Here is a 26,037-nt window from a genome sequence, read left to right on the forward strand (position 1 = left end):
CTCCACGGCGTGTCAGTGCCTTCCATTGTCGCGGGTCGGGCAGCGGGCGTAAGGTTCGGTCCGCACGATCGTGCGGGGGACCCGCGGGGAACGCCGGGAACTCGGGCAGCGAGTGGTTGAGCGCCGGTCGAACTCGGTGTCCGTCAACACCGGCTCGGCTCAACCGAAGCTCGCAGTCATCCAAGTTGCGCTCCGTCTCAATGGCCGATCTCTGTAGAGCTACGAATCAGAAGACTTCTGACATCACGGACTGACATCACGACGCCGGACGGGGACACACACCCCAATTGCCAAGACGCACCCCGATGACACCCGACCATGGCCGCGCGCCGGCGACACGGCAGAGTGATGGCCGGGGACAGCGTTGAGCCCGAGGCTGCTGGTGCAGCAGTGTTGCTGCCATGGACTGTGACCGGACCTCCGAGACCTCCGCCGCCGCCTCCTTTCGCCCCACCCGCCGTCAACTCCTCGCTGCCACCGGTGCGTTGCCGCTCCTGACTGTGGCCGCGCCGACCGCGCGAGCCCGCACCGGCACCCCCGCCCTGTCCTTCACCCAGGCCACCAACGGCTCAGCCACCCTCACCCCGGCCGGTGACCGTCTCATCGCCGAGGTGCAGGGCACCCTCTGGTCGCTGCCCCGCACCGGCGGCAAGGCCGAGCCCCTGACCCCGGCCGACCTCGAACCCAACCGGCCCACCCACTCCCCGGACGGCGCCCTCGTCGCCTTCTGCGCCTACCGGGGCGGCGGCTTCCACCTCTGGACCATGCGCCCCGACGGCTCCGATCTGCGGCGGCGCACCGACGGCCCCTGGGACGACCGTGGCCCGGCCTGGTCGCCCGACGGGACACGGCTCGCCTTCGCCTCCGAGCGCGGCGGCGACCCCGAAGGCCCGGCAAGCGGCAGTCCGTACCGCATTCACGTCCTTGAGCTGCGCACCGGTCGTATCACCCGCGTCACCGGTCTGACCGGCCAGGACGGTCCCCTCCAGGACGGCGCGTGGGAGGACTTCGACCCCACCTGGTCACCCGACGGCAGCAGCATCCTCTTCGTCCGCGCCAAGCCCGTCGCGACACCTCTGGGTACCGGTCTGGAGGCCCGTACGATCGCCGCCGTCCCCGCCGACGGCACCGGACCGGTAACCGTGCGGCACACCGAGACCGAGGCCGCGCAGGTCATGACCCCCTCCGTCGCCGCCGACGGCCGCCTGGCGTATCTGCGCACCACGGCCGCCCCGAACGCCTCCTGCACCCTGGTCGTCGACGGTCACCCCGTCCCGCTCACCGGCGACATCGCTCCGGTGCCCCCGCGCTGGACACCGGCAGGGCAGCTCCTGCTGACCCTCGACGGCGCCTTCACCCTCGTACGACCGGAGAGCCCGGAGCAGCCGCAGACCATCCCCTTCGAGGGAGTGCTCCCCGTGCGGCGGCCGCGGTATGCGACCAAGGAGTACGACCTGGGGGAGCCCGGCCGGGCCCGTCCGGTGCGCGCCATCCATCTGCCCGCGCTCTCGCCCGACGGACGGCAGATCGCCTTTGCCGCCCTCAACTCGCTCTGGCTGGCGGGAAGTTCAGGCGGACTTCCGCCCCGGCGGCTGCACACCGCACCCCGCACCCGGTATCTGCTCGCGCCCGCCTGGGCTCCCGACGGCCGGTCGCTCGTCTACGCCGACGACCGGGACGGCCTCCTCGGTGCGTACCGTCACGATCTCGCCACCGGCGGGGAGACCGCGCTCGCGACCGGCGGCCGGGTCCACCCCGCGCTCTCGCCGGACGGGCAGCGGCTCGCCTGCCTCGACCTGACCGGCCGGCTGATCGTGCGGGACCTGGCGTCCGGCGAGGAACGCGTCCTCGCCACCCCACTCGGCGGCGGCGGACTGCCCGGCCGCCCCAGTTGGTCGCCCGACGGCCGCCACCTCGCCCTCTGCGACCGCAACCGCCTCAACTCCCGCTTCCGGGAGGGCTACAACCTCGTCCGGATCGTCGACACGACGACGGGCACCGACCGGCTGCACATGGTCGCCCCCCACACCTCGATCTCCGACCGGTACGACTCCGGGCCCGTCTGGTCGCCCGACGGCCGCTGGATGGCGGTGATCGTCGAGTCGGCGCTGTGTCTGCTGCCCGTCGCGCCCGACGGCACCCCGGCCGGCGAACTGCGCACCCTCACCACCGAACCGGCCGACCACCCGTCCTGGTCCGGCGACTCGACGACCTTGCTGTACCTGTCCGGCGGCCGGCTACGGCTCCTCGCCGTCGACGGCGGCCCCGCCCGCACCGTCCGCGTCCCGCTCGACGCCCCCAGACCCACCCCCGCGGACGTGGTGGTGCACGCCGGACGCCTGTGGGACGGCACGGGCGAGGCGACCCTCGACGACGCCGACATCGTCGTACGAGCCGGACGCATCACCGCGGTGGTACCCCACCGGTCGTCCGGGCGCACGGCCGCCCTCCGCCGCGTCGACGCCTCCGCGCGCACCGTGATCCCCGGCCTGTGGGACACCCACACCCACCCCTGGCAGAGCACCTACGGCGGCCGCCAGACCGCCGGCCAGCTCAGCTACGGCATCACCACGGCCGTCTCCCTCGGCGGCTTCGCCTACGAGCAGGCCCGCATCCGCGAGGCGGTGGCCACCGGACAGCTCGCCGGGCCGCGGCTGCTGACCACCGGCGAACTCCTCGACGGGGCACGCGTCGCGTACAGCATGGGCCGCGCCCACCGGACGCGGGAGGGTCTGCGCCGCTCCCTGCAACGGGGCGCCGATCTGGACTGGGACTTCGTCAAGACGTATGTCCGGGCGCCCGGTTGGATCATGGAGGAGGCGGCCCGCTTCGCCCACGAACGCCTCGGCGTACGCACCGGAGGCCACCTGATCTCACCGGGCGTACAGCTCGGCCAGGACCTGACGACCCATCTGCAGGCCACGCAGCGCGCCGAGTTCGGGCATGCCATCACGGCGACGGGTCGTGCGTACGACGACGTGGTGGAGATCTACACCGCACGGGACGTGCACTTCTCCATGATCGCCACCCCGTTCACGTCCGCCCCCCTCCTCGGCGCGGACCCCGCCCTCGCCGACGACCCGCGGGTCACGGTGGTGATGCCCCCGTGGGACACGGCCGCCGTCCGCCAGTCGGCGGGCGTTCCGCCCACCGCGGCCCAACTCGCCACCCTCCGTACGGAGACCGACATCTACCGGCGCATCCTGGCCGCCGGCGGTCTGGTCGCCCTCGGCACGGACCAGCCGCTCGTCCCGGTCGGCCTCTCCCTCCACCTCGGCCTGCGCGCCCTGCACCGGGGCGGCCTCACCCCGGCCGAGGCGTTGCGTGCGGCCACCGTCCTGCCCGCCCGCCTCTTCGGCGTGGACGGCGACCTGGGCACGGTCGAGCAGGGCAAGCTCGCCGACCTGACGGTCGTGGACGGCGACCCGTTCACGGACTTCGCCACGCTTGTCCGTACTGTGTCGGTGCTCAGGGGCGGAGTGCCGTATACAACTGAGGAGTTGATCGCCGCCTTCGAGCCGTCGGCGGCGCGCACGAGGGCGGCGGAGGAGGACTGGCTGGGGCTGGGGAGGCTGATGCGCAGGGACGGTTGCTGCGACGGTCACGGCGTCTGAGAAGGGCGCGCGAAGGCCGCTACGGGTCGGCAGCGCCCCTTTTAGGGGCGCGGGGAACTGCGCGACCAGCCACGACGGCGTGGCAGACGACCGACGGCCAAGAGCGACGCCAGTCAAACCGCCCGCACCGCAAGCGAAGACCGTTCCCCCGACCCCCGGACGATCAACCGCGTCGGCACGGTGATCGTCCGCGCCCGCGACCGATCACCGTCAAGCCGCGCCAGTGCAATCCCCGCAGCCGCCCGCCCGATCTCCTCGGGATCCTGGGCCACGACGGTCAGGGCCGGTTCCAGCGCCTCGGCGAGCGGCACGTCGTCGAAGCCGACCACCGCGACGTCCTTCCGCTTGCTGCGGGCGAGTTCGGCGACCATGCCGAGCGCGACCATGTTGTTGCCGGCGAACAGGGCCGTGGGCGGATCGGACAGGGCGAGCAGCTGGGCGGTCGCCGTCGCGGCCGCCGGCTGGTCGTGGGCGTTGGTGACCAGCGAGCGGTCGTAGGCGATATCGGCCTCCTGCAGCGCCGTACGGTATCCGGCCAGACGTTCGCGGCGGGTGTACAGCTTCACGGGCAGGTCGCCGATGAAGCCGATACGGCGGTGGCCGTGGGCGATCAGATGGGCGACGCCGTCATGGGTGCCCGCACGGTTGGAGCTGACGATGCTGTCCGTGGACAGGCCGACTCCCGGACGGTCGAGGAAGACCACGGGCAGCCCCGCCGCGCGGTGGCTCTTGAGGTGGGAGTGGTCGGCGCCCACGGACGGCACGATCATCAGGATGCTGACGCGCCGCGCCAGGAACTTGTCCGTCAGGGCCCGTTCCCGGCCGGGGTCGTCCGCGGAGGAGCCCATCAGCAGCGTCAGTCCGCGTTCGCCGACCGTGTCCTCTATGGCCCGGGCCACGGCTCCGAAGAACGGGTTCGCGAGGTCGGGGATGACCAGGCCGATGGTGGTGTCCGGGCCGCCGACGCGGATGTTGCGGGCCATCAGGTTCGGCTGGAAGCCCAGCTTGGCGACGGCGGCGAGGACTTGTTCCCTGGTCCGGGGCGAGACGGGGCCGTCCTCGTTGAGGACCCGGGAAACCGTCTTGGCACTGACACCTACTTCCCGGGCGACGTCGGCCAGGGTGGGACGGCGGCTCGCAGCCATGGAGGAACGTCTCCTGTCAGCTCCCCGGTTCCGGCCGCGGCCTCGGCCGGAACATGCGGGAGCTGGGTCGTGTGGTCAGTTGGCCTGAACTCCGGCTGCCTTCGCGGCCTCGGAATCCGCTACGACGGTACCTCCGGCCGCATCGACGGTGAGCGCGCCGGTCATGATGGCGACGACCTCCGCCATGGAGTAGTCGGACGGCTTGATCACCGCGGCCCGCTTGCCCAGCCGGTGTACGTGGATCCGGTCGGCGATCTCGAAGACATGCGGCATGTTGTGGCTGATCAGCACCACCGGCAGGCCCTTGTCGCGGACGCGCCGGATCAGGTCCAGGACCTGCCCCGACTCCTTGACGCCGAGGGCGGCGGTCGGTTCGTCCATGACGACGACGCTGCCGGCCCAGGCGACGGACCGGGCGACCGCGACAGCCTGCCGCTGTCCGCCGGAGAGGGTCTCCACCGACTGCGTGAGCGAGCGCAGGCCGATCTTCAGGTCGGCCATGTGCTCGGAGGCCTCCTCGCGCATGCGCTTCTTGTCGAGCATGCGGAAGACACTGCCGAGGACACCGGGACGGCGCAGCTCGCGCCCGAGGAACATGTTCGAGGCGATGTCCATGGAGGCGGCCACGGCGAGGTCCTGGTAGACGGTCTCGATGCCGTGGGCGCGTGCGCTCTGCGGACCGGAGAAGGTGATGGGCTTTCCGTTGAGGCGTATCTCGCCCGCGTCGGGGACCAGCGCGCCGGTGAGCGCCTTGATCAGGCTGGTCTTGCCGGCGCCGTTGTCGCCGATGACGGCGAGCACCTCGCCGGGCAGCAGGTCGAAGTCCGCGCCGTCGATGGCGGTGACTTGGCCGTAGCGCTTGACCAGACCGCGGGCCTGCAGCACGGGCGTGGGGGAGGAGGTGGCGGTCATCGGGCCTTCTTCCGGGAGATCTGGTCGACGGTCACCGCGAGGATCACCAGCACACCGGTGATCAGGGTCTGGTAGATGGAGGCGACGCCCATCAGCTGCAGGCCGTTGCGGAACACACCGACGATGAGCACGCCGATGAAGGTGCCCAGGACCGAACCGCGTCCGCCGAAGAGGCTGGTGCCGCCGAGCACCACCGCGGTGATGCTGTCGAGGTTGTCGGTCTGCCCGGCCTGCGGGTCGCCGACTCCGGTGCGGGAGATGAGCAGCAGGGCGGCGATGCCGTAGAGCAGACCCGCGACCGCGTAGATGCCGATGGTCAGGCGGGAGGTGCGGATGCCGTTCAGGCGTGCGGCTTCCTGGCTGTTGCCCAAAGCGTAGACGTGCCGGCCCCAGCTGGTGTTGCTCAGCGCGTAGGCGAGCAGCAGGAACAGGGCGATGGTGACCAGGGAGCCGTACGTGATGTCGGTGTGGCCGAGGGGGAAGGTCTCGCCGAGAGCCGTCAGCGAGCCGGGCAGGCTGGTGATGGTCTGCTCGTTGGAGTAGATGTGGGTCAGCGCGAACGCCACGTTGAGCATGCCGAGCGTGACGATGAACGGCGGCAGCGGGATCTTCTGCACCAACAGCCCGTTGAGCAGGCCGAATCCGGCGCATACGGCGATGCCGAGCGCGATGGCGACGAGCGGGGGCAGGGTGCCGTTGGCGGCCATCTTGGCGATCATGATGCTGCCGAAGGCCATCACCGCACCGCACGACAGGTCGATGCCCGCGGTGAGGATGATCAGGGTCTGGCCGATGGCGAGGGTGCCCACGACCATGACCTGCTGCACGATCAGCGAGAAGTTGCCGCCGGTGAGGAACTGGTCGGTCGAGATCGAGAAGAAGGCGCAGGCCAGGAGCAGCGCGACCAGGGGACCGGTGGTCGGCGCCGTGAGCAGTCTGCGGAGCGTGGTCGGCGCTTTGAGGTCGGCATACGGCGAGGACGTGCCCGGGGGCGTGGTCGTGGCAGTCATGCGAAGTCCTTGTCGGAAGACAGAAGTCCTTGTCCGCCCGGCACGTTCCTGGCAGGAGGACTGGAGGACGAGGGGGCGGCCGTCCCGGGCGGGGAGGAGGAGCCGGCCGCCCCGCGAGGGGGAAGGGAAGGTGTCGCGGGCCTGGGGGCGGCTCAGCCCCAGCAGTTCTGCAGGCCGAACGCGGTGTCCTTGGACGTGACGCCGGCCTGCGCCTTGTCGGTGATCAGGTTGACGCCGGTGTCGGTGTAACCGGACGCCTTCTTGCCGTTCTTGGCGTAGGAGACGACCGCCTTCACGCCCTCCGCGGCCATCTTCAGCGGGTACTGCTGCGAGGTCGCGGCGATCTTGCCGTCCTTGACCGCCTGGGTGCCGGTGCAGCCGCCGTCGACGGAGACGATCAGGACGTCCTTCTCACGGCCCTTGGCCTTCAGCGCGGTGTATGCACCCAGCGCGGCCGGCTCGTTGATCGTGTAGACGAGGTTGATGTCCGGGTTCTTCTGGAGGCAGTTCTCCATGGCGGTCTGGCCCTTGGCCTGGTCGCCGCCGGTGTCCTGGGCACAGGCGACGTCCTTGTCGGTGGCGCCGAAGCCCTGCAGGAAACCGTTGTGACGCAGGACGCCGACGGAGACGCCCGGCGCGAGGTCGAGGGTGGCTATCTTCGCCGTCTTGCCCTTCATGGCGGCCTTCGCGTACTGGCCGATGAGCTTGCCGGCGTTGAGGTTGTTGGTGGCGAAGAGGGCGTCGACCGCGCTCTGCGGCTCGGTCGGGGTGTCCAGGGCGATGACCAGGACACCCTTGGCGCGGGCCTTCTGGACCGCGGGCACGATCGCCTTGGAGTCGCTCGGGGTGATCAGGATGCCCTTCACGCCGGCGGCGACCATGTTCTCGATGGCGGTGACCTGTCCGGCGTTGTCACCGTCGAACTTGCCCGCGGCGGTCATCAGTTGGGCGCCGTCGGCCTTGGCGGCCTTCTCCGCGCCTTCCTTCATCTTCACGAAGAACGGGTTGGTGTCGGTCTTGGTGATCAGACCGACCTTGATGCTGCCCGAGCCGGCGCTCGCGGAGCCCTTGGAGCCGGATCCGCAGGCGGTGAGAGCGAGGGCCGCGACGCCCGTGACCGCGGCGGCCCTGAGGAGGGAGGGGGACAGACGAGTGGTGCGAGACATGAACGACTCCTGCGGGATGCGGGACGGCGAGCGGCGGTCTGATCGGAGCGGACTGCCCGCGGTGTCATCGTTGACTTATGTCATCGTTGACACCGCCTGGCGAGGATGATGGACTCCCGTTCGCGGCAACGTCAATGCCTTGCACTCGTCACAAATCGGCAACGTCTCCTCCCCGCTGCGGGTCCGCAGCCGGAACGCAGCAGGAATTCAGCCGGAAAGCAGCCGGAAAGAAGGCCAGCCCATGAGCCCGCGTCAGATCACCGTCCTGGGAGAGTGCGTCGCGGACGCCTTCACCGAACCGGCGAGCGCCCCGCACGAGCTCGCCCTGCGGGTGCTGCCCGGCGGCGGACCTGCGAACACGGCCGTGGCGCTGGCCCGACTGGGCACCCCGGCCCGCTTCCTCGCCCGGCTCTCCGGCGACGTGTTCGGCCGGCTCTTCCGGGCACGCCTGGAGGCCTCCGGAGTGGACCTGTCCCACGCCGTCGCGGCCGCCGAACCCAGCACGCTGGCGGTCGCGGAACTGGACCCCCAGGGACAGGCCGCGTTCTCCTTCCACGCCCAGAACACGGCCGACTGGCAGTGGACCCCAGCGGAACTGGCAGCGGTGGACCTGGCCGAAACGGCCTGTCTGCACACCGGTTCCCTCGCGCTGGTACGCGAGCCCGGCGCCGCCGTGGTGGAGGACTTCCTGGCGGCCGCCGCGCCCCGCACCACCATCAGCATCGACCCCAACGTACGGCCGCTGCTGGTCCGTCCCGAGGTCTACCGCTCCCGGCTGGAGCGCTGGTGCGGCCTCGCCGACGTACTGCGGCTGAGCGAGGACGACCTGGCACTTCTCCTTCCGGACACGCCTCCCGAGAAGGCCTGCGACGTCTGGCACACCGCCGGAGCGCGGCTCGTCGTGATCACCCGCGGTGCCGAAGGAGCCCTGGCCTCCCTCGACGGCGAACGGATCCAGGTCCCCGCCGTCGCCACCCAGGTGGTCGACACGGTCGGGGCGGGCGACTCCTTCACGGCCGGCCTGCTGCACCACCTCGGCGCCCGCGGATTCCTCGGTGGCCGGCTCAAGGAGCTGGACCTCGCCGCCGTCGCCGAAGCCTGTGCGTTCGCCACCCGGGTCGCGGCCCTGACCTGCGCGGTCGCCGGACCCAACCCGCCGTGGCAGAGCGAGCTGGCGCAACCCTGATCACCCACCGGACATTCCCCGACAACGGACATTCGCCGACAACGGACATTTCCCGACAACGCAAGGAGAGGGACCGCTGTGACCAAGACCCTGTTCGCCGAGTTCACCGCCCGCGAGGGAACGGAGGACGAAGTCGCCCGCATGCTGCGGGAGTACGCCGAGAAGGTCCGCGAGGAGGAGGGCAACCTCGCCTTCGACGCCTACACCAAGGCAGCAAGCCCGCGCGCCTTCTGGATCTTCGAGGTGTACCGCGACGAGGACGCCTTCCAGGCGCATCTGAAGCAGCCGTACGGCGCTCCCTTCAACGCCGCTCTCGCCCCGCTGATCGAGGAGGACGCCTCCGTACTGACGTTCCTCGACCCGCTGACCTGACCGGACCCGTTCGCGAGGTCAGACGTCAACCGCACCGGCGGGCAGGGCCTGTTCGGTCCAGATGGACTTGCCGGTACGGGTGTGGCGGGTGCCCCAGCGCCGGCAGAGGGCGGAGATGAGCTGCAGACCGCGGCCGTCCTCGTCGGTGGCGGAGGTGTGGCGGATGTGCGGTGTGGTCAGGCTGGCGTCGGAGACCTCGCAGATCAGTGCGCGGCTGCGGAGCATGCGCAGCCGGATGGGGCCGACGGCGTGCCGGATCACGTTCCCGACCAGCTCGCTGACCAGCAGCTCGGTGGTCATGACCAGGTCCTCGTCGGCCAGGTCCCAGTCGGCGAGCTGAGCGCGGACCAGCTCACGGGCCTGGCCCGCCGCCATCGGGTCCTCCGGCAACGGCCACTCGGCGACGTTCTCCGTGGCCAGCGGGTGGGTGCGGGCCAGCAGCAGCGCGGCGTCGTCGGTCAGCGCGCGGTGGGCGGGCAGCAGAGCGGAGGTGATGGCGGCGCAGAGGCCGTCCAACCCGTCCCCGGGTGCGCCCGGTCCGGCTTTCGCGGACTCGAAGAGCAGTTCGGCGAGGCGGTTCATGCCGGTGGTGACATCCCTGTCCTTGCTCTCCACCAGCCCGTCGCTGTAGAGGGCGAGCAGGCTCTCGGCGGGCAGCTCGGTCTCCAGGGTCTCGAACGGGGGAGTGGCCACACCCAGCGGCGGATCCGGGGTCATGGGCAGGAAGGTCACGGTGCCGTCGGGCCGGGCCACCGCCGGGGGCGGCTGACCGGCGCTGGCGTACGACAGCTGCCGGGTCACCGGGTCGTAGATGCCGTACAGGCAGGTGGCGAAGGAATCGGTGCCCGGTTCACCGACGATGTCGTTGAGATGGCCGAGGATCTCGTCGGGCGGCAGTTCCAGCTCCGAGAGGGTGCGGACGGCTGTGCGCAGCCCGCCCATGATGGCGGCCTCGGCCATGCCGTGGCCCATGACGTCGCCGATCACGAGCGCCACCCGGGCCGCGGAGAGCGGGATCACGTCGTACCAGTCGCCGCCGACGTCGGCCCCCTGCTTGGCCGGCTGGTAGCGCGCGGCCACCGTCACCTCGGGCAGTTCGGGCAGTGCCTGCGGCAGCAGGCTGCGCTGGAGGGTACGGGCCCGGGTCGTCGCCTCGTCATAGAGCCCCGCCCGCTCCAGGGCCTGCGCGATCAGTCCGCTGAGGGCGGTCAGCAGCGTCCGTTCGTCGTCGTCCAGCGCCCGCGGCCGGTCGAAGCAGACCACCGCCGCGCCGATCCCGCGTCCCGACACGGCCAGCGGCAGAAACGCCCACGCCTGCTCGCCGCCCTCCCGGATCAGGGCCTCGGCCCCCGGATAGCGTTTTCGGAACTCCTCCGGGGAGGCGAGGTGCAGGGGGGTGCGGGTGCGCAGGGCGTCGCCCACCGGGTTCGTGGGGTCCCGTACCGTCCACTGGCCTTCCAGCGCCCGGGTGAAGTGCTGCGGGTACCCCCGGGAGCCGACCACGGTCAGCCGGTCGTCGACCACGCCGAGCATGATCAGTCCGGTGGCGCCGAGCGGGGTCATCACACCGTCGGCCACCGCCGCCATCACATCCTGGGCGGTGACGGCCTCGGCCAGCTCCCGCGTGATCCGCTGCACCAGGGCCGCACGTTCCGCCGCCGCGCGTTCCGCGGCGGCCCGCTCGACCTCCCGCAGATGCCGCTCGGTGGTGTCGGTGATGTAGAGGGTGAGGCCTTCCGGCACCGGCACCAGCCGCAGGTGGTACCAGGACGTCCCGTCCGGCCACGGCACGTCGAAGCCGGCCGGCCGGCCCTCGGCCGCGATGGCCCGGCACCGCTGCTCGAGCCCCGGCACGGCACGCACCGCGGGAACGTCCCGGAGCAGCGCCCCGGCCACCTCTCCCGCAGGCCCGAAGAGCCGCTCGGCGGCCTGGTTCAGGAACTCGACGCGCCAGTCCGTGTCCAGGGAGACGAAGCCGTCGCTCATGTGCCGCAGCGCCCGCCCCACCGACTCGGCGGCCGTGTGCGTCTCACTGCTGTCCCGGATGGTGCCGATCACCTTCACCGGCGCCCCCGCCGCGTCCGTGATCGTCCGGGCCCGGGCCTCGATCCAGACGTACGTGCCGTCCTGGCACCGGATCCGGTACTCGTGCTGGAAGCCGCCGCGCTCCTGGATCCCCGTGTCGAAGCCGGCCACCGCCGCCGGCAGGTCGTCCGGGTGGATCAGCGCCGCCCATGCCTCGATACCGCCGGTCATGATCTGCGGATCGATGCCGGGCAGCACCTCGTCGACGGGCCCGCCGGCGGTCAGCTCGCCGGTGCGCAGGTCCCAGGTGTACGTGAGGGCCGGCGCCCCTTCCACCTCCTGCGCCGGGGCATCCCGCGGCCCAGGCCCGTGCTGCAGGGCCCGCAGCAGGGCGCAGGACGGATTGAGGATCCCGGACGACCTGAGCCTCCCGGACATCCAGGCCGCCACCTCGCTCAGAAACGCATGCTCCGCCGGGCCGGGCTCGGTGCCCGGAGCGAAGAGCACGGAGAGCGCACCGCGCCTGCCGCCGCCACCCGGAACGGGGACGGCCAGGTGCCCGATGCCCACGGGAAGCGCGGAAGGCCACAGCGCGGCGGGGTCCCGGCCGGGCACCGGATCGGGCGGGGCCAGGTCCGGCTGCCAGGCGACGGTGTCACCGCGGGCTGCCCTGCTGGGCGGCGCCTTGCCCCGGGCCCGGATGATCAGCCAGGGCCGGGTCATCGACTCCGGCAGCCCACTGTCGGCGACCAGGTAGAGAACGCCGCTCATTCCGCCGCCCGGCAGATGCACCATGCCGCCCAGGCCGTGCACCTCGGCCACCGCCTGCTGCAGCGCGGTCAGCAGCACCTCGACATCGCGCCGGTCCTCGTCCACGGCGTCGAGCAGCCGCATCCGCATCTGCTGCCGCTCCAAGGGCCGCACGGCGCCTCTGGCATTCACCACGCGCGACTGTCGCCTCCGCTCCCGCTCGGGGATCCACCTGATCCGAGCAATTTAGGCGATTTAATCGTCCTTGGGGAGGTTTTGGCAGCTGATCGCCGAACCTTACCGACCGTAGCCGCCCAGTACACGGGGGGCAGGAGGCCGTCGACGGCACCTCCAGGACGCCGAGCATCGCCCGGGTCGCCGGACTGGGGTTGAACCGGTTCCACACCAGAAACTCGGTCCGACTGGGTCCGCCGACCACCGGGACCAGCGCCAGTCCGGGATCGTCGGCGGCCCGCGGCCGGATGAACGCCGACGGCAGCAGCGCGATACCGAGCCCGCGCGCGATCAGCCCGGTGATCAGCTCCACGACACCGGCCTCGTACGCGACATCGCGCACCAGGCCCGCGGCCGCGAACGCCTGATCGGACTGGGCCCGGGCGGGCGTCCCGCCCACGAAGTCCGCGAACGTCTCCTCGGCGACCCCCGCAGCGTGACCGGGGCAGCGCCCGCCAGCCGGTGCCCGGCCGCCACCACCAGCACATGCTCGTCGTGACCGAGAACCACCGCCTCCACCCCGAGAGGCGGTTCGCTCTCCGGCACCCCCAGGAAGGCGATGTCCAGATCACCGCTGCGGACCGCCGCGGCCAGGTCGTCGCTGCGTCCGGAGCGCAGAGCGACGCGCACGTCCGGATGCCGGGCGCGGTACCGCTGCGGCAACTCGGGTACGTCGACGGCGGCCGTCGTCACGGTCACGCCGACGGCGAGCCGGCCGGGCGCCACACCGGTCGCGGCGGCGGCATCGGCGGCCGCCCGGTCGGCGGTGGCCAGACACTCCCGCGCACCGGCGACGAACGCCGCCCCCGCAGGCGTCAGTTCCACCCGGCGGCTGGACCGGGCCGACAGCTTGACCCCCAACTCCCGTTCCAGCCCGGCGATCCGGTGTCACCGCACTCCTCGGCATCCGCGTCCTTGTGATCGGCGGCGCCGGAGCCTGCGCAGCCCCGAGGACCGCAGCCTGCTCGTCGCCGACAACGAGACGTACGTGCCTGCGGAGACCAGGGCCGTCGCCACCCCGGGATCGCCCAACTGCGCACCTGTCAGTCCCACATGCATGCCAGTCACGTCTGCCTGAGCCCACCGGCCCTGCTCGAACCGGGCGTACGCACCGGCCGCTACCGCCGCGGCACCGACACCCTCCTCATCGGCGCCGACGGCCGGACCTGGATCAGCGCGGAGGACCTGGCGGTCGCCGTAGCGCCCGGCCAGTAGCCGAAACGGCTCAAGCCGCCTCACGCTCGCGGCACCGCCGCACGGGTGGTTTCCGCGCGGAGTGCCTACGTCCGCTTCATCCTCGCGATGCCTTGTCCGCACAGGGGACTTGGGCCGGGAGCCGGCCCGTCGCCCGCGCTCGTTGATCGGACGATCCGGCGTGCCGACGAGCAGATATAGGAAATTTGCGCATTAACCTCCAGTCACCTTAAGACGTGGCGGATCTCGTTCGCGTCCGTTTCAACACCCGGAGAAGAAATGCGCAAGCCTCGCAAGACCGTTGTCGTGGCAGTCCTCCTCGGCACCGTCGGCTTCCTCGGCGCCGGCACCGCTTACGCCCACGGGGACGGGCACGGGAGCAAACACGGACAGGGTCACTCGCGCGAGCACCACGGCCACGAAAGCCAGACGATCCGTGTCAACCAGAGCACCACCTGCACGGTGACCGAAGACAACAGCGACGTACAGGGCGAGACCGCCGCGTTCGGCCCGGACGGCAAACCCGACACGCAGAACACCAACGTCGGCTCGAGCCTGGGCTGCAACAACACCGTCAGTTTCGGCAAGTAGCCCGCAAGTAGCCCACCCGGGCACACATGAGGAAGGCCCTCCGTGATCTCACGGAGGGCCTTCCTCATGCTCATACAGCCCTTGACCCGGCTTTTCTCAGGCAGCCTCGGATCGCGCCGCACGGGTGCCCGGGACGGGCTCCTGCGCGTCCTCGGGCCAGAAGGTCTCGTCCTCTCCGAAGTCCGGGGCCTGGAAGGGTGTCGTCGTCGGAGGCGGCGACGATGCCGTGGAACGGCGGGATTGCCCTTCCAGCGGGGCGGAGAACAGCGACGTCGAGTCGATGACAGGTCTGCCTTTCGTTACAGGTCCCTGATGGGTCCTGGCGTGCCGTGGCCGGGCACGACGGCGCTACAGCTTGGTCATCTTGGCGTACGGGCTCAAGATCCGCATCTGCGTCGAGCCGAAATCGACGAGCGCCGCGATCCCGTCCTCAACGCCGATCACCCGGCCGAGGCCGTACACATCGTGGGTCACTTGGTCGCCCATCGCGAAGTGCTTGGGGGCCGGTGCGACCGGGGCCTTGAAGGGGCTGGTGGGCAGATGGCGCTTCGATGCCGCGGGCTTGGTCATGGCTCAGTATGAACCCATGTCCCTCCCGAACGCTGTGGCCGTCGGCACAGATCCATAACGCAGACCTCCGCACCACGCTCGTCCATCGCCGGACAAACCCCTGCCCGCACTGCATGCCGGCGGGTACGGTGGCATGCGCGCTGCCCCGAACGCACGACGGAAGTCCGACATGATCCGAGTTCCCACCTGCGTACTCAGCAGCTTCGAGCCGCCCCGCCTGCGCAACGGCCACAGCCTGGACCTGTACGTGCAGATCGGGTCGTTGACCAAACCGCTCACCGCAACCGTCCTGACCGCCCTGGCCGGCCGCGGTGCCCTGAGTCTCGACGACCCGCTGGAGTCCTTCCTGCCCGCGCCCGAGGGCACCGGAATCACCCTGCGCCACCTCGCCGAGCACACCTCGGGCCTGCCACGGCTGCCCCCTGGAATCGGCGGCCGCGACCCCTACGCGGCCTTCGACGCCCAAGCCCTGGATGCGGTCGTACGGCAGTTGGACACCCTGGTCACGGCGCCCGCGGGCACCACGGAGGAGTACTCGAACCTCGGATACGCCCTGCTGGGCGCCGCCCTGGTCGCGGCCACCCGCACCCCGTACGAGGAGCTCCTGCACCGGCATGTCCTCGGCCCCCTCGGCGTCACCGACGTCACCGCCGAGCCGCCGTCCGGCAGACGGCTGTGCCGTCGGGGGCTCCTCGGACGACCGCAGCGGCCCTGGACCATGACCGGCGCGATCCTGCCCGCCGGCGGCCTGTGGGCCACTCCCGAAGCCACCGCCCGCCTCGTCACCGGTCTGCTCGTCGACCGCAGGCTCGGCGAACCTGCCCCGGCCTGGCAGAAGGCAGGACACCTCCTGTGGCACAACGGCGCAACGGGCAGCGCCTCTGTCTTCGCGGGCGCCGCACCCCAGGGCTGGATCCTCGTCCACCGCCTGTCCGGCCGGAGCGCGACGACGGACCGGCTGGCCGTGAAGACATTCAGACGTTTCCTCGATGGGGCGTCCCCCCAGACGTGAGGGTCCAAGTCCACAAGATGTCGCACAATCAAACGCGACAAACGGGCTGTTGGTTCATCCCATGTCTTCGCGACGAATGTGGGTACTGAGTCTTGACCGCCTTGTGGGATGCGGGCAAGCTCTTTCCCGGTCCTGGCAAGCCGGGCGCCGGGCCGCGCTCTAGAGGCTATGCAGGCCCACCCCGCCATATTCATCCCATGTATCGAGCCGCGATGCGGGCTGTCATCGATGGGAGTCGCATCGCAATGGAATGGAATCGAACACAAATAAACACGGCCTCGTGAGGAGACCTCGTGAACATCGCGACGACGCGCTTACTGAGACGGCCGGGCGCCGGGCGCAGCCGCCTCCAGACCGGCCGGCGCCTTATCGCCGGCGCGGCGGCCTCGGCCCTGGCGCTGCTGGGACTGCTGGGCGGCGGCACCGCCCAGGCCGCCACGCAGGCGCAGGCCGCCCCGGCGGCTGCGGCCACCAGCCAGTTCCACGGCGTGAACTGGGCGGACCCCAACGACAACTTCATCACCGGCCCGAACATCCCCGTCGGCCTGTCGACGTCGGACGACTACGCCACCACGTACGCGAAGTCCACGGCCATCCTCAAGGGCTTCCAGAGCCTGGGGGCCAACACCGTCCGCATGGGATTCAACGCGGCGACCACGTCGGGAGCCTGGTGGGGCAGCTACACCGCGGCGCTGGACGCCGCCACCGCGCTGGGCATGAAGGTCATCGTCGCGCCGTGGCTGCAGAACGGAAAGGTCAGTGACACCGCGTCGTTCTACGCGATGTGGGACACGATGATCAACAAGTACGGCGCGAAGAGCAACTTCTACTTCGACATCATGAACGAGCCCTGGAATTACAACGCCACCGACCTGGCCGACTTCGAGGCCGGCTGGCTCTCGCACTACCCCGGCATCCCCCGTGACCACGTGATCGTGCCCGGTCTGTGGGGCGACGCGAGCCTGTGCAACCTCGGCGCCGACTCCCGGCTGTCCGGCACCCTGCTGTCCATCCACACCTACAGCATGTTCGGCGTCTCCCACACCACCGAGGCCGACTGGGTCAAGGAGTTCACCAACAACCTGTGCGGCTATGCCGACCGCGCCGTAGTGACCGAGTTCGGCGTCCCGATGAACACCGGGGTCGACTACAACGGCCCCAAGGACGGCATCAACAACAACTCCTACTTCTACGCCATCACCGACACCGTACGCAGCCTCGGCATCGGTTCCGTCCTGTGGACCGGCGTCAAGGAAGCCGCCCAGACCCAGGGCCCCGGGCCCTGCGACAACGCCTCCTGCGCCATCACCTCCCTGAACGGCACCGGCACCAACCTGTCCCTGACCGTCACCAACCGGTCCGGTCTCGACCGGCTCCAGTGGGGCTGGGGCACCGGCACCAACCCCGGAGGCGGCAGCGGCAGCGGCAACGCACTGCGCGGCGCCGGCTCCAACCGCTGCCTCGACGTGCCCGGCGCGAGCACCACCAACGGTGTGCAGACCGAGATCTGGGACTGCAACGGCGGCACCAACCAGCAGTGGACCCCCACCTCCGCCAAGGAGCTGCGGGTCTACGGGAACAAGTGCCTGGACGCCGACGGCTACGGGACCTCCCCGGGTACCAAGGTCGTCCTCTGGGACTGCACCGGCGGCACCAACCAGCAGTGGAACCTCAACGGCGACGGCACCGTCACCAGCGTCCAGTCCGGGCTGTGCCTGGACGTCACCGGAGGCTCCACCGCGAACGGCGCCCTCGTAGAGCTGTGGACCTGCAACGGCGGCACCAACCAGAAGTGGACCCGGCAGTAACGCGGAAGAAGCGGCCCCGGGGGCCCGGTGAAGCCCCCGGGCAGTGCGAGGCCCCGGCCCCTGGTGGTGGCCATGCCGCCCGGGGCGGGGGCCGAGGGCGGGGGCACGCGAACCCGCCCGGTGACCTGCACACCGGATTCCTGCCGGGTGCTGATCATGATCACTACGGTGACGCCGGCTGCGACCACACCGAGCGGTACTGCCCGGGCGAAGAGGTCGCGCCGTCGTTTCCCGCTCGCTCGCATGCTCGCGGCTCTTTGTGCGTTGCCCCGTCACGGCCGCACGATCTGTGTCTCGGCGGCGCTCAGATCTGTGGCGGGCTGGGGTGGGGGTCGCCGGGCGGTGTCGCTGACCTTGATGAGAAGGGCGACCAGCAGCCAGTTGGCGACCATGGCGGATCCGCCCTGGGCGAGGAAGGGCAGGGCCTTGCCGGTGAGGGGGATGAGGCCGGTGACGCCACCGGTGACGACGAAGACCTGCAGGACGAGCGAGGTCGCCAGGCCGGCGGCGAGAAGCTTGCCGAACGGGTCGGTCACGGTGATGGCGGTGCGCAGGCCCCGCTCGGCGAGGACCGCGTAGAGGAGCAGCACGAGCGTGACGCCCACCAGGCCGAGTTCCTCGCCGACGGTGGTGAGGATGAAGTCGCTGCGTCCGGCGAAGCCGATGAGTTCCGGATGTCCCTGGCCCAGTCCGCTGCCGAGGATGCCGCCGGAGCCGAAGCTGAAGAGGGCCTGGGCGGCCTGGTCGGAGACGAGTCCGGCCGGGCGCTGGGCAGGTGGCAGGTAGATGTCCATCGGGTGCAGCCAGGCGACCACGCGGCCGTGGACATGCGGTTCGAAGGAGCCGACGACGAACGCGCCGACGGCGAACATCGCGACGCCGAACACCACCCAGCTGGTGCGTTCGCTGGCGATGTACAACATGATCACGAAGATGCCGAAGAAGATCAGCGACGTGCCCAGGTCGCGTTCGAAGATCAGGACGAGCAGGCTGAGGAGCCATACGGCCGCGATGGGGCCGAGCTGCCGTCCGCGCGGGAGGTAGAGCCCCATGAACCGGCGTCCCGCCAGCGCCAGCGCGTCTCGGCGCATGGTGAGGTAGCCGGCGAAGAAAACCACGATGACGATCTTCACGAACTCGCCGGGCTGGAAGGACAGCGGCCCGATGAAGATCCAGCGTTTGGCGCCGTAGACGTCACCGGGGTAGAAGGCGGGTGCCATCAGCAGCACCAGGCCGAGGGTGATGGCGAGGTAGGGGTAGCGCTGGAGCCTGCGGTGGTCCTTCAGCGCGATCACCACCGCGGCCAGGCCCACCGCCGCGACGGCGCACCACATGAGCTGTCCCGACGTTGCCGCGGCGGCGCCGTAACGGGCCTTGTAGGCGATGTCGAGGCGGTGGATGAGGACGGCGCCCAGCCCGCTGAGCAGAGTGGCCACCGGCAGGATCAACGGGTCGGCGTGGCAGGCGAAGCGGCGTACGGCCACATGGCACAGCAGCGGCAGGATCGCCAGGACCGCGACCCGGCCCAGCAGGGCGGCCGACAGGCTCCCCCCGGTGGCGAGCGTGGTCTCGGCATAGCCGCACCCGCAGATCAGTACGGCGCCCAGCAACAGCGCCAGTTCCACATCACGGCTGGTGAACCGGCCGTAGTGCACGACCGGCTCGCGTCGACCGCGCATGCGGCTCCCCCCGGGGTGACAGTGAACAGACCGGGCCCGAGGTGGCTCTCCGCACGGGCTCCGACTGGAAGGATATACAGTTGCGCAACAGCGCAACTGTAAACCCGAGGGGGCGGTGGGACTGAGCGGGCCTGCAAGGAGGCGGCGACGGCGCCGGGTGTGGCCGGTGGTCGTGGGGCTCGGGATGGTTCTCGTGCTCATCGGCTATCTCGTAGCGCGCCACATCCATTCGATGCTGGTGGAGCAGTGCACCGCGCAGAGCACCGAGGGGCCGGCCGTGACCCTCGACCTGGACCAGGCCGCCAACGCCGCGACCATCGCGGCCGTGGCCGACGCCCGCAGACTGCCGGAACGCGCCGTCACCGTGGCTCTGGCCACCGCGATGCAGGAATCCAAGCTCCGGAACATCGGCTACGGCGACCGGGACTCGATGGGGCTCTTCCAGCAGCGGCCCTCCCAGGGCTGGGGCACCCCCGCGCAGGTACTCGACCCCGTCCACTCCGCAGCGATGTTCTACGACGCGCTCGTCAAGGTGCGCGACTATCGGAAGCTGCCGGTGACCGTCGCCGCACAGAAGGTCCAGCACAGTGGCTACCCCGAGGCGTACGCCCGGCACGAGCAGGACGCCGCCACTGTGGCCGCCGCTCTGTCCGGCCGCGAAGGCGCCTCGCTCAGCTGCGAGGTGCGGAGCGTGGGCACAGCCGGCTCCGCCCGGACCGGCGGCACGGCCGTCACGGCGGAGGTCCGGCGCGAGTTCGGCACCGACCTCGCCACCGACCCGCCCGCCCCCGCCCCGAACCAAGTCGCTTACCAGGCGACCGACACCACGGCGGGCTGGGCCCTGGCCCTGTGGCTGGTCTGCCATGCCGCCACGCTGCACATCACTTCGGTGGATTTCGACGGCCGTGAATGGAACAGCTCCTCCTCGGACAAGGGCTGGACCAGCCGAACCCCTCCTCCCGGGGCTGCCGGCGAAGTCCTGGCCGTGCTCGCCTCCGGCGCGGCATGACGAACGAATCCCATTGATTGCAGACTTGCGCAATGAGGCAAACACCCGGCGAAGATAGGCCTGTGACCACCCATGACACCCCGCCTCCGCAGCACCCCGGCCCCGAGCACTGGACCGAGCTGCTGCAAGTCCGCCTCGAACGGATAGAGCGCCTGCTCGCTCCGGCGGAGCAGGCGTCCGAGTCCGAGCGTCCAGCTTGGCGGCGGCGCACCCGGGGCGAGCAGCGCTGGGCCGTGATGGCGGCGCTGCTGGTTGCCGTCTGGGTGCAGTGGGCGCTGCCTGAACGGCTCACCATCCACCCGCACTGGCTCCTGCCCGTACTGGAGCTGGTCATGATGGCGGCGCTGTGGGTGGCCCATCCACACCGGCGGATCGAGCACAGCTCCCGTCTGCTGCGCGCGCTGGGCCTGCTGCTGGCCGCCGCGGTCAGCCTCGCCAACGGCTGGTCGGCCGTCATCCTGGTACGTGACCTGCTGCACGGCACCGAAGGCTCCAACGCGGTCGCCCTGCTGATGACCGGCGGCGGCATCTGGCTGACCAACGTCATCGCCTTCAGCCTCTGGTACTGGGAGTGGGACCGAGGCGGTCCGGTGGCCCGCTCCCTCGGCACGCACCAGAACCCGGACTTCCTCTTCCCGCAGATGCAGCAGGAGGGCATCGCCCCCGCGGACTGGGAGCCGCAGTACATGGACTACCTCTATGTCGCCCTCACCAACGCCACCGCCTTCAGCCCCACCGACACCATGCCGCTGTCCCGGTGGGCGAAGCTGCTGATGTCCGTGCAGTCCACGATCTCCCTGCTGACCCTGGCACTGATCATCGCGCGCGCGGTCAACGTCCTGAAGTGACCCGCGCCCCCTTGCCCGGGTCTCACGGCCGACGGGAACCCCGCCCCCGCATCCGTCATCAAACAGGGTGATCGTGGGTCTTGATTATCAACCTACTTTCATTCTGGCAAAGCGTCACATTTCACACGGAAGCGAGGAATGGTGCAGCGGATGAGCCGGGGCAGGTTGTACACGTCGGTGGCCGGGGTGATCGCGGTGGCCGTCGCCGTCAGCGGCTGCGGCGCGGGCGGCGGCAGCAGAACCGGTCACTCCGCCCCCACGGCGCAGGGCGCCGCACCCAACGGCAACGCGGCCGGCGCTGCTCAGGGCGCCGAACTCGCGGCCTGGCACAGGTGGGGCCTGACACCGCTGCGGACCGCTCCGCGGCCGCCGGCCGACAAGCCGGTGAAGCTCTCGGCCACCGGAGCCGTTCCGGTCTTCACCCACATACCGACCTCGCAGAAGGTCGTCTTCATCACGGTGGACGACGGCCAGGAGAAGGATCCCGAGTTCATCAAGATGATGCGGGACCTGAAGGTCCCGATCACGATGTTCCTGATGAACGACGCGATCAAGTCGGACTACGCGTACTTCAAACCGCTGCAGGCGCTGGGCAATCACATCCAGAACCACACCCTGCACCATCCCGTCATGAGCTCCGTCCCGCTGGCCCGTCAACGGGAGGAGGTGTGCGGAGACCAGAAGATCCTCACCAAGGAGTACGGCACCGCTCCACTGCTGTTCCGGCCGCCCTACGGCGCGTACAACACCAACACCAAGACCGCGGTCGGGGCGTGCGGGCCCCGCGCGATCGTGTGGTGGCGGGAATCGATGCAGATCCGCAACATGCAGTACCAGACCCCGGACAAGAAGTTGCGCGCCGGCGACATCATCCTGGCCCACTTCCGCGGGCCCTCCGAGCTCAAGGGCCGCACGATGACGCAGATGTTCGCCAGCATGCTCAGGATCATCCAGAAGCAGGGCTTCGCCGTCGCACGACTGGAGGACTACATCCAGCCGCCGGCCCGCTGAACCATCGGGCGCCATATGGGTGTTGCGAGTACGAAGGCCCTTGCGCCCCTGGGACGAAAGGGCCTCGGTGGGCCCGGCAGGCCGTCGCCTGCCGGAGCAGAGATTGTGTGCGAGGGGCCCGGAAACGGCTGCAAGGCCGAGGCAGGGACCGGCCGGCCCCCGTCAGGGGACAACCTCGCATGTTCTGGCAGGCGGTTGGTCCAGGAATGGCCCCGGCGAAGGCGTGGTGTCCCGAAGGCGGCGTGGTCTCCGTGTGAAGCTTCACGCCCCCTCGGTCGCCTTACTCGAAATCGCTGAAGTCGTCGTCCTCATAGTGGTTGTTCACGACCACTTCCGGTTTGTCGCCGCTCATCGCCTCGTTCAGGAGTGCGCCGCCGACCAGACCGGCCGCACCGGCGCCGATCAGCGCGCCGGCGCCGAAGCGGCGCCCGCCCTGCTGCTGCGGGCCCGTGTCCTGGGCCGGGTAACCCTGTTGCAGGGGGCCCGTGTTCTGGACCGGGTAGCCCTGCTGAGGGTAGCCCGGTACCTGCGCGTATTCGGCCTGCGGACAACTCGGCTGGTACGGGCTGTAGTAGGGCGGCGGGGTGGTCTGCACGCGCTGCGCGCAGGCGCCGCACACCTGCACAGGGCGGGACACACCCCACTGGGGTGACCAGGCCACGGTCGTGGCGCCGGGGCCGTGGACCGGGTCGAAGAAGCACGTCATGGAAAATCTCCCCTTGCTCGTGATGGTGTGGTGGACCGGCAGCTTCAGGCATCGATCGCGGTCGGCGTCCGCGCTGTCCGCGCGGGCGGCGCAGCAGCGTTCTTCTCGAGGTGGAGCTGTGACGGTGACGGCACCGGCGAGGGAGGAGGTCCCTCACCTTGGGCCTCGATGGCGTTTACGGGGTGACGCCCGGGCGCATCGGCCACAGCAGATCCGAGAACGGACGGTGGCCTCGTCGGCAGGCATCCGAGAGTCGGCATGCAGTCATGCGGCCGCGTCGCCGTACGCCGGTGCTTCGATCATGAAGAAGACTTCCCGTCGCCCTCCGTCGCCGTGGCCGCTCTCCGTTGTCATGATCCAAGTGTCCGGGACCGACGATCGGGAACCCATCCGGCAGTCGGCCGGTTCGCCCCCACCGGTCGGATGGGCCCCACCCGCCAGGTGGGGGAAAGAACCCCCCGGTTTCGTGGAGCGCAGTGATCTTGTCTCAGACGGACTGCGGGGCTGCTCCCGCGCTGACCCGCCGCAGTGCCCTGCGCGAGATGGGCGAAGCCGTGGACGTACTGGCCGCTCTGCCCGGCCGGACCGCCCTGATCCGTCTCGTCGGCGTGGTGCCGGCCGAGCAGAACGACGAGTGGACAGTAGCCCGCCGCTGTATCTACTTCGCAGCTCGGCGGGGGGACGGCACCGACCAGCAGATCGATGAACTCCTGCGCTGCCAGGTGCGGGAGAGAGACCAGCGGGCTACCGCGCTCAGTACAGGGCCTCGCCCATCAGCGAGGCGTCGCCGATCACGTAGGCGCGGATCGCCGCCAGGTAGGCGTCCCGACCGACTCGGCCGTCGCCGTCGGTGTCCAGTGCGTCGAACGCGGCGGCAGCGTTTCCGGTTGCATTGTTCAGCGCAGTGCGCAGGATGATGAATTCGGCCTTGTCCAGGGTGCCGTCACCGTCGGCGTCGGCGAGGTCGAACAGTGAGCCGAGCGCGAACCGGCAGATGTTGTCGAACTTGTCGGCACCGACCCATGCGTCGTATTCGGCGAGGGTCAGCTTCCCGTCGCCGTTCGCGTCCATCGCTCCCCACGCCTTGTGGGCTTGCCCGCGGGCGGCGACGACGAGCGGGTCGTCCTCCGTGCGACCGGTGGCCTGGACGGCTCGGTCGACCCGGGAGAGGTAGTCGTGCGCCGAGATGACCCCGTCCCCGTCCGCGTCCATCATGGCGAAGATACGTCCCCTCGCAGCGGTGGCGGCTGTGGCGACTGCGGCGGTGGTTCGGCCCACTGAAGATCTCCTCCGGCTCGTTCCCTGCTCGACGAGGACTCGTCCGGCGCTTGCTACCCGCCGCCTTGCAGGTTCCATGCGACCCGAGCCGACCAGCCGGCAATCGGCGAGAGCGAAGGTGCGCGTCACCGCGCGCCGAGCGGAGAGTGCGCGGGCTGTGCGCTTCAGGCGCCGGGGCAAGGGGCGTTCCCTCTGGGTAGGCCAAGGGCCGTTCGGGGCTCAGGATGTGATGGAGTGAGCATGCTCGGGTGGCGTGGCATCGCGGTGACGCTGGGGTCGCTGATGCTGGTGGGATCGTCGTTGGCGTGGGCACCGGCTGGACAGGCGACGACGAGCGAGGGTGGGAGCGTCGGCTGCGCGGGCCGCAGTGAAGGCCGTTACGACCCACCGCTCACCCTCCTGCCGCGGCCGACCCATGTCCACGCGGACATCACGTACGCCTGCACCGTCACCCCCGGCCGTACAGTCTCCGCCACCGCCTTTTTCGACTCGGACGCACCGGAGGCTTCCTGCGTCGCCGTGTCCGGCGGAAGCGGGACGGAAACCGTCCGATACGCCGACGGCGGCAGCTCGCTGATCGTCTACGACAGTGCCGCCACCGTCCGCGTGGCGGGCGTCCTCGTCGTCATCCAGCGGGGCCGGGTCACTGAGGGACGCGGCCAAGGGCATCTCGCACAGCGGACCGTGACCGGGCTGCCCGGGGAACTGCCCACGGAGTGCCTTACGTCCGGCCTACGGGGAGTCAGCAACGCGGTTCAGCTGGAGATCCATCCGTAAGGCTCGGACCGTACGGCAGCGTGCGAACGGTGACCGGGTGGCGGGTTGGCAGCGGCGGCGGCCGATCCGCCGTCCGCTTCGCGCCCTCACGAGGGCCGGTGCTGAGCCGGTCGGGCCTACGGACGCCCTTAGCCGCCAGGGCAAGGGCGTGATCCGCGGGACAGGAACCTTGCAGTCGTCGGAAGTAGACGGTCCATTGGACTGTCTGTCAGTCTGCTGGGCGTCAAAGGCTGCTCGCTGCCCGGAGTCTGGGGGAGTCGTGTCACATGACCAGAAGTTCATCTCCGTGCCGGTGCCGGCTCAGCACGTCACTCGTGTCTACGCTCTGCTCGCCGAACTGGACCTGAGGCAGGGCGAGATGAACAGCCCGCTGCCCGGCGGGACCCAGGGGGGCGAGCCGGACGGAAGCTGGCCGGTGGAGGAGTGGACCGTTGAGAACTTCAGGTCGCTCATCGCCACGGATCTGCCGTCGATCCAGCGCGTTGCGGCCATGCTGGACCTCCTCGCCGCTGAACCGGAGCGCGCGTACAGCACCACAGCCCTCGTCGAGCGCATCAATCTCGACCGGGGTCAGATCAAGGGGGCCCTGGCCGCCTTCACCCGGCACCTGCACGCGCACTACGGGCGCGGCAACTGGCCGATGAAGTTCGAGTGGGCCACCGACCCCGACTCCGCCTACCCGGCTGAGGCGTTCTACCGTCTCGACAAGGCGAACGCCGCTCGCTGGCAGGAAGCACGCGCCACGGCGTAGTGAGCTCGGCGGGGTGGGACCCGGTTCAGCGGCGCACTCCGCCGAGTCGCCGGTCCCGTTACCGTGTCGGCCGTACCGACACCGAGAAACCTGCCTCCAACAGCTCTGCCGTGAACGTCGAGACCTCGTCCGCCGAGTGCTGACCCGGTCGGAAGGGCCTGGCTTCCGGTAGTGGCGGCGGGTCCGGCTTCGGCGCCGCCGTGGGCTTCCGGCCCCGGGGCTTGATCTATTCACGCTCGCCCGCTCGGATGCGGTCGGTCGCGGGTGACGGTGAAGGTTCCCAGCTGCTCCATCGGAGACCGAAAGCGAACTCCAACTCTTTCTGTAACCGTTCCAGTTCGCCCCGTTGACACCCTGCATACCCACCCTTAACGTCACGCCAGCATTCC

Annotated in this window: 21 protein-coding genes and 1 pseudogene; 12 read left to right on the plus strand and 10 right to left on the minus strand. The window is 70.3% G+C overall.

Features of this window, described 5'->3' with window-relative positions:
- Window positions 1–401 precede the first annotated feature (401 nt).
- Window positions 402–3,614: an amidohydrolase family protein gene (locus ACWCRD_RS09055; RefSeq protein WP_450965263.1), complete on the plus strand. Its 3,213-nt coding sequence runs from the start codon at window positions 402–404 to the stop codon at window positions 3,612–3,614.
- Between the two features lie 113 nt (window positions 3,615–3,727).
- Here the strand turns inward: ACWCRD_RS09055 and ACWCRD_RS09060 are convergent, their stop codons facing one another.
- From ACWCRD_RS09060 to ACWCRD_RS09075, 4 genes are all read right to left on the minus strand, one after another.
- Window positions 3,728–4,759: a LacI family DNA-binding transcriptional regulator gene (locus ACWCRD_RS09060; protein ID WP_450965264.1), complete on the minus strand. Its 1,032-nt coding sequence runs from the start codon at window positions 4,757–4,759 to the stop codon at window positions 3,728–3,730.
- Between the two features lie 75 nt (window positions 4,760–4,834).
- Complete coding sequence (locus ACWCRD_RS09065; protein WP_450965265.1) at window positions 4,835–5,671, minus strand: ATP-binding cassette domain-containing protein; 837 nt, start codon at window positions 5,669–5,671, stop codon at window positions 4,835–4,837.
- On the minus strand, window positions 5,668–6,681 hold the full coding sequence (locus tag ACWCRD_RS09070) for an ABC transporter permease (protein WP_450965266.1): 1,014 nt from the start codon (window positions 6,679–6,681) through the stop codon (window positions 5,668–5,670). The genes ACWCRD_RS09065 and ACWCRD_RS09070 overlap by 4 nt, the downstream gene beginning before the upstream one ends.
- 152 nt (window positions 6,682–6,833) lie before the next feature.
- Entirely contained in the window at window positions 6,834–7,847 is a 1,014-nt protein-coding gene (locus tag ACWCRD_RS09075) for a substrate-binding domain-containing protein (RefSeq protein ID WP_450965267.1), read from the minus strand.
- 241 nt (window positions 7,848–8,088) lie between these two features.
- Here ACWCRD_RS09075 and ACWCRD_RS09080 point away from each other — a divergent pair, with 241 nt between their 5' ends.
- Complete coding sequence (locus ACWCRD_RS09080; protein ID WP_450965268.1) at window positions 8,089–9,033, plus strand: carbohydrate kinase family protein; 945 nt, start codon at window positions 8,089–8,091, stop codon at window positions 9,031–9,033.
- Window positions 9,034–9,111: 78 nt separating this feature from the next.
- Window positions 9,112–9,405, plus strand: coding sequence for a putative quinol monooxygenase (locus tag ACWCRD_RS09085; protein ID WP_450965269.1), 294 nt, complete (start codon window positions 9,112–9,114; stop codon window positions 9,403–9,405).
- Between the two features lie 18 nt (window positions 9,406–9,423).
- On the opposite strand, the gene ACWCRD_RS09090 is transcribed toward ACWCRD_RS09085, so the two are convergent.
- Together ACWCRD_RS09090 and ACWCRD_RS09095 are read right to left on the minus strand one after the other, a co-directional pair.
- Entirely contained in the window at window positions 9,424–12,375 is a 2,952-nt protein-coding gene (locus ACWCRD_RS09090) for a SpoIIE family protein phosphatase (RefSeq protein WP_450965270.1), read from the minus strand.
- A gap of 139 nt (window positions 12,376–12,514) precedes the next feature.
- Window positions 12,515–13,302, minus strand: a pseudogene (locus ACWCRD_RS09095) (LysR substrate-binding domain-containing protein); the annotation flags it as partial.
- 165 nt (window positions 13,303–13,467) lie between these two features.
- Between ACWCRD_RS09095 and ACWCRD_RS09100 the strand changes: the two are divergent.
- Together ACWCRD_RS09100 and ACWCRD_RS09105 are read left to right on the plus strand one after the other, a co-directional pair.
- Window positions 13,468–13,629: a hypothetical protein gene (locus ACWCRD_RS09100; RefSeq protein WP_450965271.1), complete on the plus strand. Its 162-nt coding sequence runs from the start codon at window positions 13,468–13,470 to the stop codon at window positions 13,627–13,629.
- A gap of 258 nt (window positions 13,630–13,887) precedes the next feature.
- Complete coding sequence (locus tag ACWCRD_RS09105) at window positions 13,888–14,199, plus strand: hypothetical protein (protein ID WP_450965272.1); 312 nt, start codon at window positions 13,888–13,890, stop codon at window positions 14,197–14,199.
- A 348-nt stretch (window positions 14,200–14,547) separates the two neighbouring features.
- Here ACWCRD_RS09105 and ACWCRD_RS09110 read toward each other — a convergent pair whose 3' ends face one another.
- Window positions 14,548–14,769, minus strand: a complete 222-nt coding sequence (locus ACWCRD_RS09110) for a hypothetical protein (RefSeq protein ID WP_365834558.1) — start codon at window positions 14,767–14,769, stop codon at window positions 14,548–14,550.
- Window positions 14,770–14,938: 169 nt separating this feature from the next.
- On the opposite strand from ACWCRD_RS09110, the gene ACWCRD_RS09115 reads away from it, so the two are divergent.
- Window positions 14,939–15,781, plus strand: a complete 843-nt coding sequence (locus ACWCRD_RS09115) for a serine hydrolase domain-containing protein (RefSeq protein ID WP_450965273.1) — start codon at window positions 14,939–14,941, stop codon at window positions 15,779–15,781.
- Between the two features lie 293 nt (window positions 15,782–16,074).
- Window positions 16,075–17,589, plus strand: a complete 1,515-nt coding sequence (locus tag ACWCRD_RS09120; RefSeq protein WP_450965274.1) for a ricin-type beta-trefoil lectin domain protein — start codon at window positions 16,075–16,077, stop codon at window positions 17,587–17,589.
- Window positions 17,590–17,861: 272 nt separating this feature from the next.
- Here the strand turns inward: ACWCRD_RS09120 and ACWCRD_RS09125 are convergent, their stop codons facing one another.
- Window positions 17,862–19,268 carry an FtsW/RodA/SpoVE family cell cycle protein gene (locus tag ACWCRD_RS09125; protein WP_450965275.1) on the minus strand — a complete coding sequence of 469 codons (1,407 nt, stop codon included), beginning with the start codon at window positions 19,266–19,268 and terminating at the stop codon, window positions 17,862–17,864.
- A 184-nt stretch (window positions 19,269–19,452) separates the two neighbouring features.
- On the opposite strand from ACWCRD_RS09125, the gene ACWCRD_RS09130 reads away from it, so the two are divergent.
- The 3 genes from ACWCRD_RS09130 (at window position 19,453) to ACWCRD_RS09140 (ending at window position 22,136) form a co-directional block, all read left to right on the plus strand.
- A complete protein-coding gene (locus ACWCRD_RS09130; protein ID WP_450965276.1) occupies window positions 19,453–20,277 on the plus strand; it encodes a hypothetical protein in 825 nt (274 codons plus the stop codon).
- Between the two features lie 62 nt (window positions 20,278–20,339).
- On the plus strand, window positions 20,340–21,125 hold the full coding sequence (locus ACWCRD_RS09135; RefSeq protein ID WP_450965277.1) for a hypothetical protein: 786 nt from the start codon (window positions 20,340–20,342) through the stop codon (window positions 21,123–21,125).
- A gap of 150 nt (window positions 21,126–21,275) precedes the next feature.
- Window positions 21,276–22,136 carry a polysaccharide deacetylase family protein gene (locus tag ACWCRD_RS09140; protein ID WP_450965278.1) on the plus strand — a complete coding sequence of 287 codons (861 nt, stop codon included), beginning with the start codon at window positions 21,276–21,278 and terminating at the stop codon, window positions 22,134–22,136.
- A gap of 280 nt (window positions 22,137–22,416) precedes the next feature.
- Here ACWCRD_RS09140 and ACWCRD_RS09145 read toward each other — a convergent pair whose 3' ends face one another.
- Together ACWCRD_RS09145 and ACWCRD_RS09150 are read right to left on the minus strand one after the other, a co-directional pair.
- Window positions 22,417–22,842 (minus strand): hypothetical protein, encoded by a 426-nt coding sequence (locus tag ACWCRD_RS09145; protein WP_450965279.1) that lies wholly within the window; start codon window positions 22,840–22,842, stop codon window positions 22,417–22,419.
- 753 nt (window positions 22,843–23,595) lie between these two features.
- Window positions 23,596–24,120 carry an EF-hand domain-containing protein gene (locus tag ACWCRD_RS09150; protein ID WP_450965280.1) on the minus strand — a complete coding sequence of 175 codons (525 nt, stop codon included), beginning with the start codon at window positions 24,118–24,120 and terminating at the stop codon, window positions 23,596–23,598.
- 240 nt (window positions 24,121–24,360) lie between these two features.
- Between ACWCRD_RS09150 and ACWCRD_RS09155 the strand changes: the two genes are divergently transcribed.
- Both ACWCRD_RS09155 and ACWCRD_RS09160 read left to right on the plus strand, forming a co-directional pair.
- Window positions 24,361–24,897, plus strand: a complete 537-nt coding sequence (locus tag ACWCRD_RS09155; protein WP_450965281.1) for a hypothetical protein — start codon at window positions 24,361–24,363, stop codon at window positions 24,895–24,897.
- Between the two features lie 259 nt (window positions 24,898–25,156).
- Entirely contained in the window at window positions 25,157–25,648 is a 492-nt protein-coding gene (locus ACWCRD_RS09160; RefSeq protein ID WP_450965282.1) for a hypothetical protein, read from the plus strand.
- Window positions 25,649–26,037 lie beyond the last annotated feature (389 nt).

It is taken from the genome of Streptomyces sp. NPDC002092, assembly GCF_053593775.1.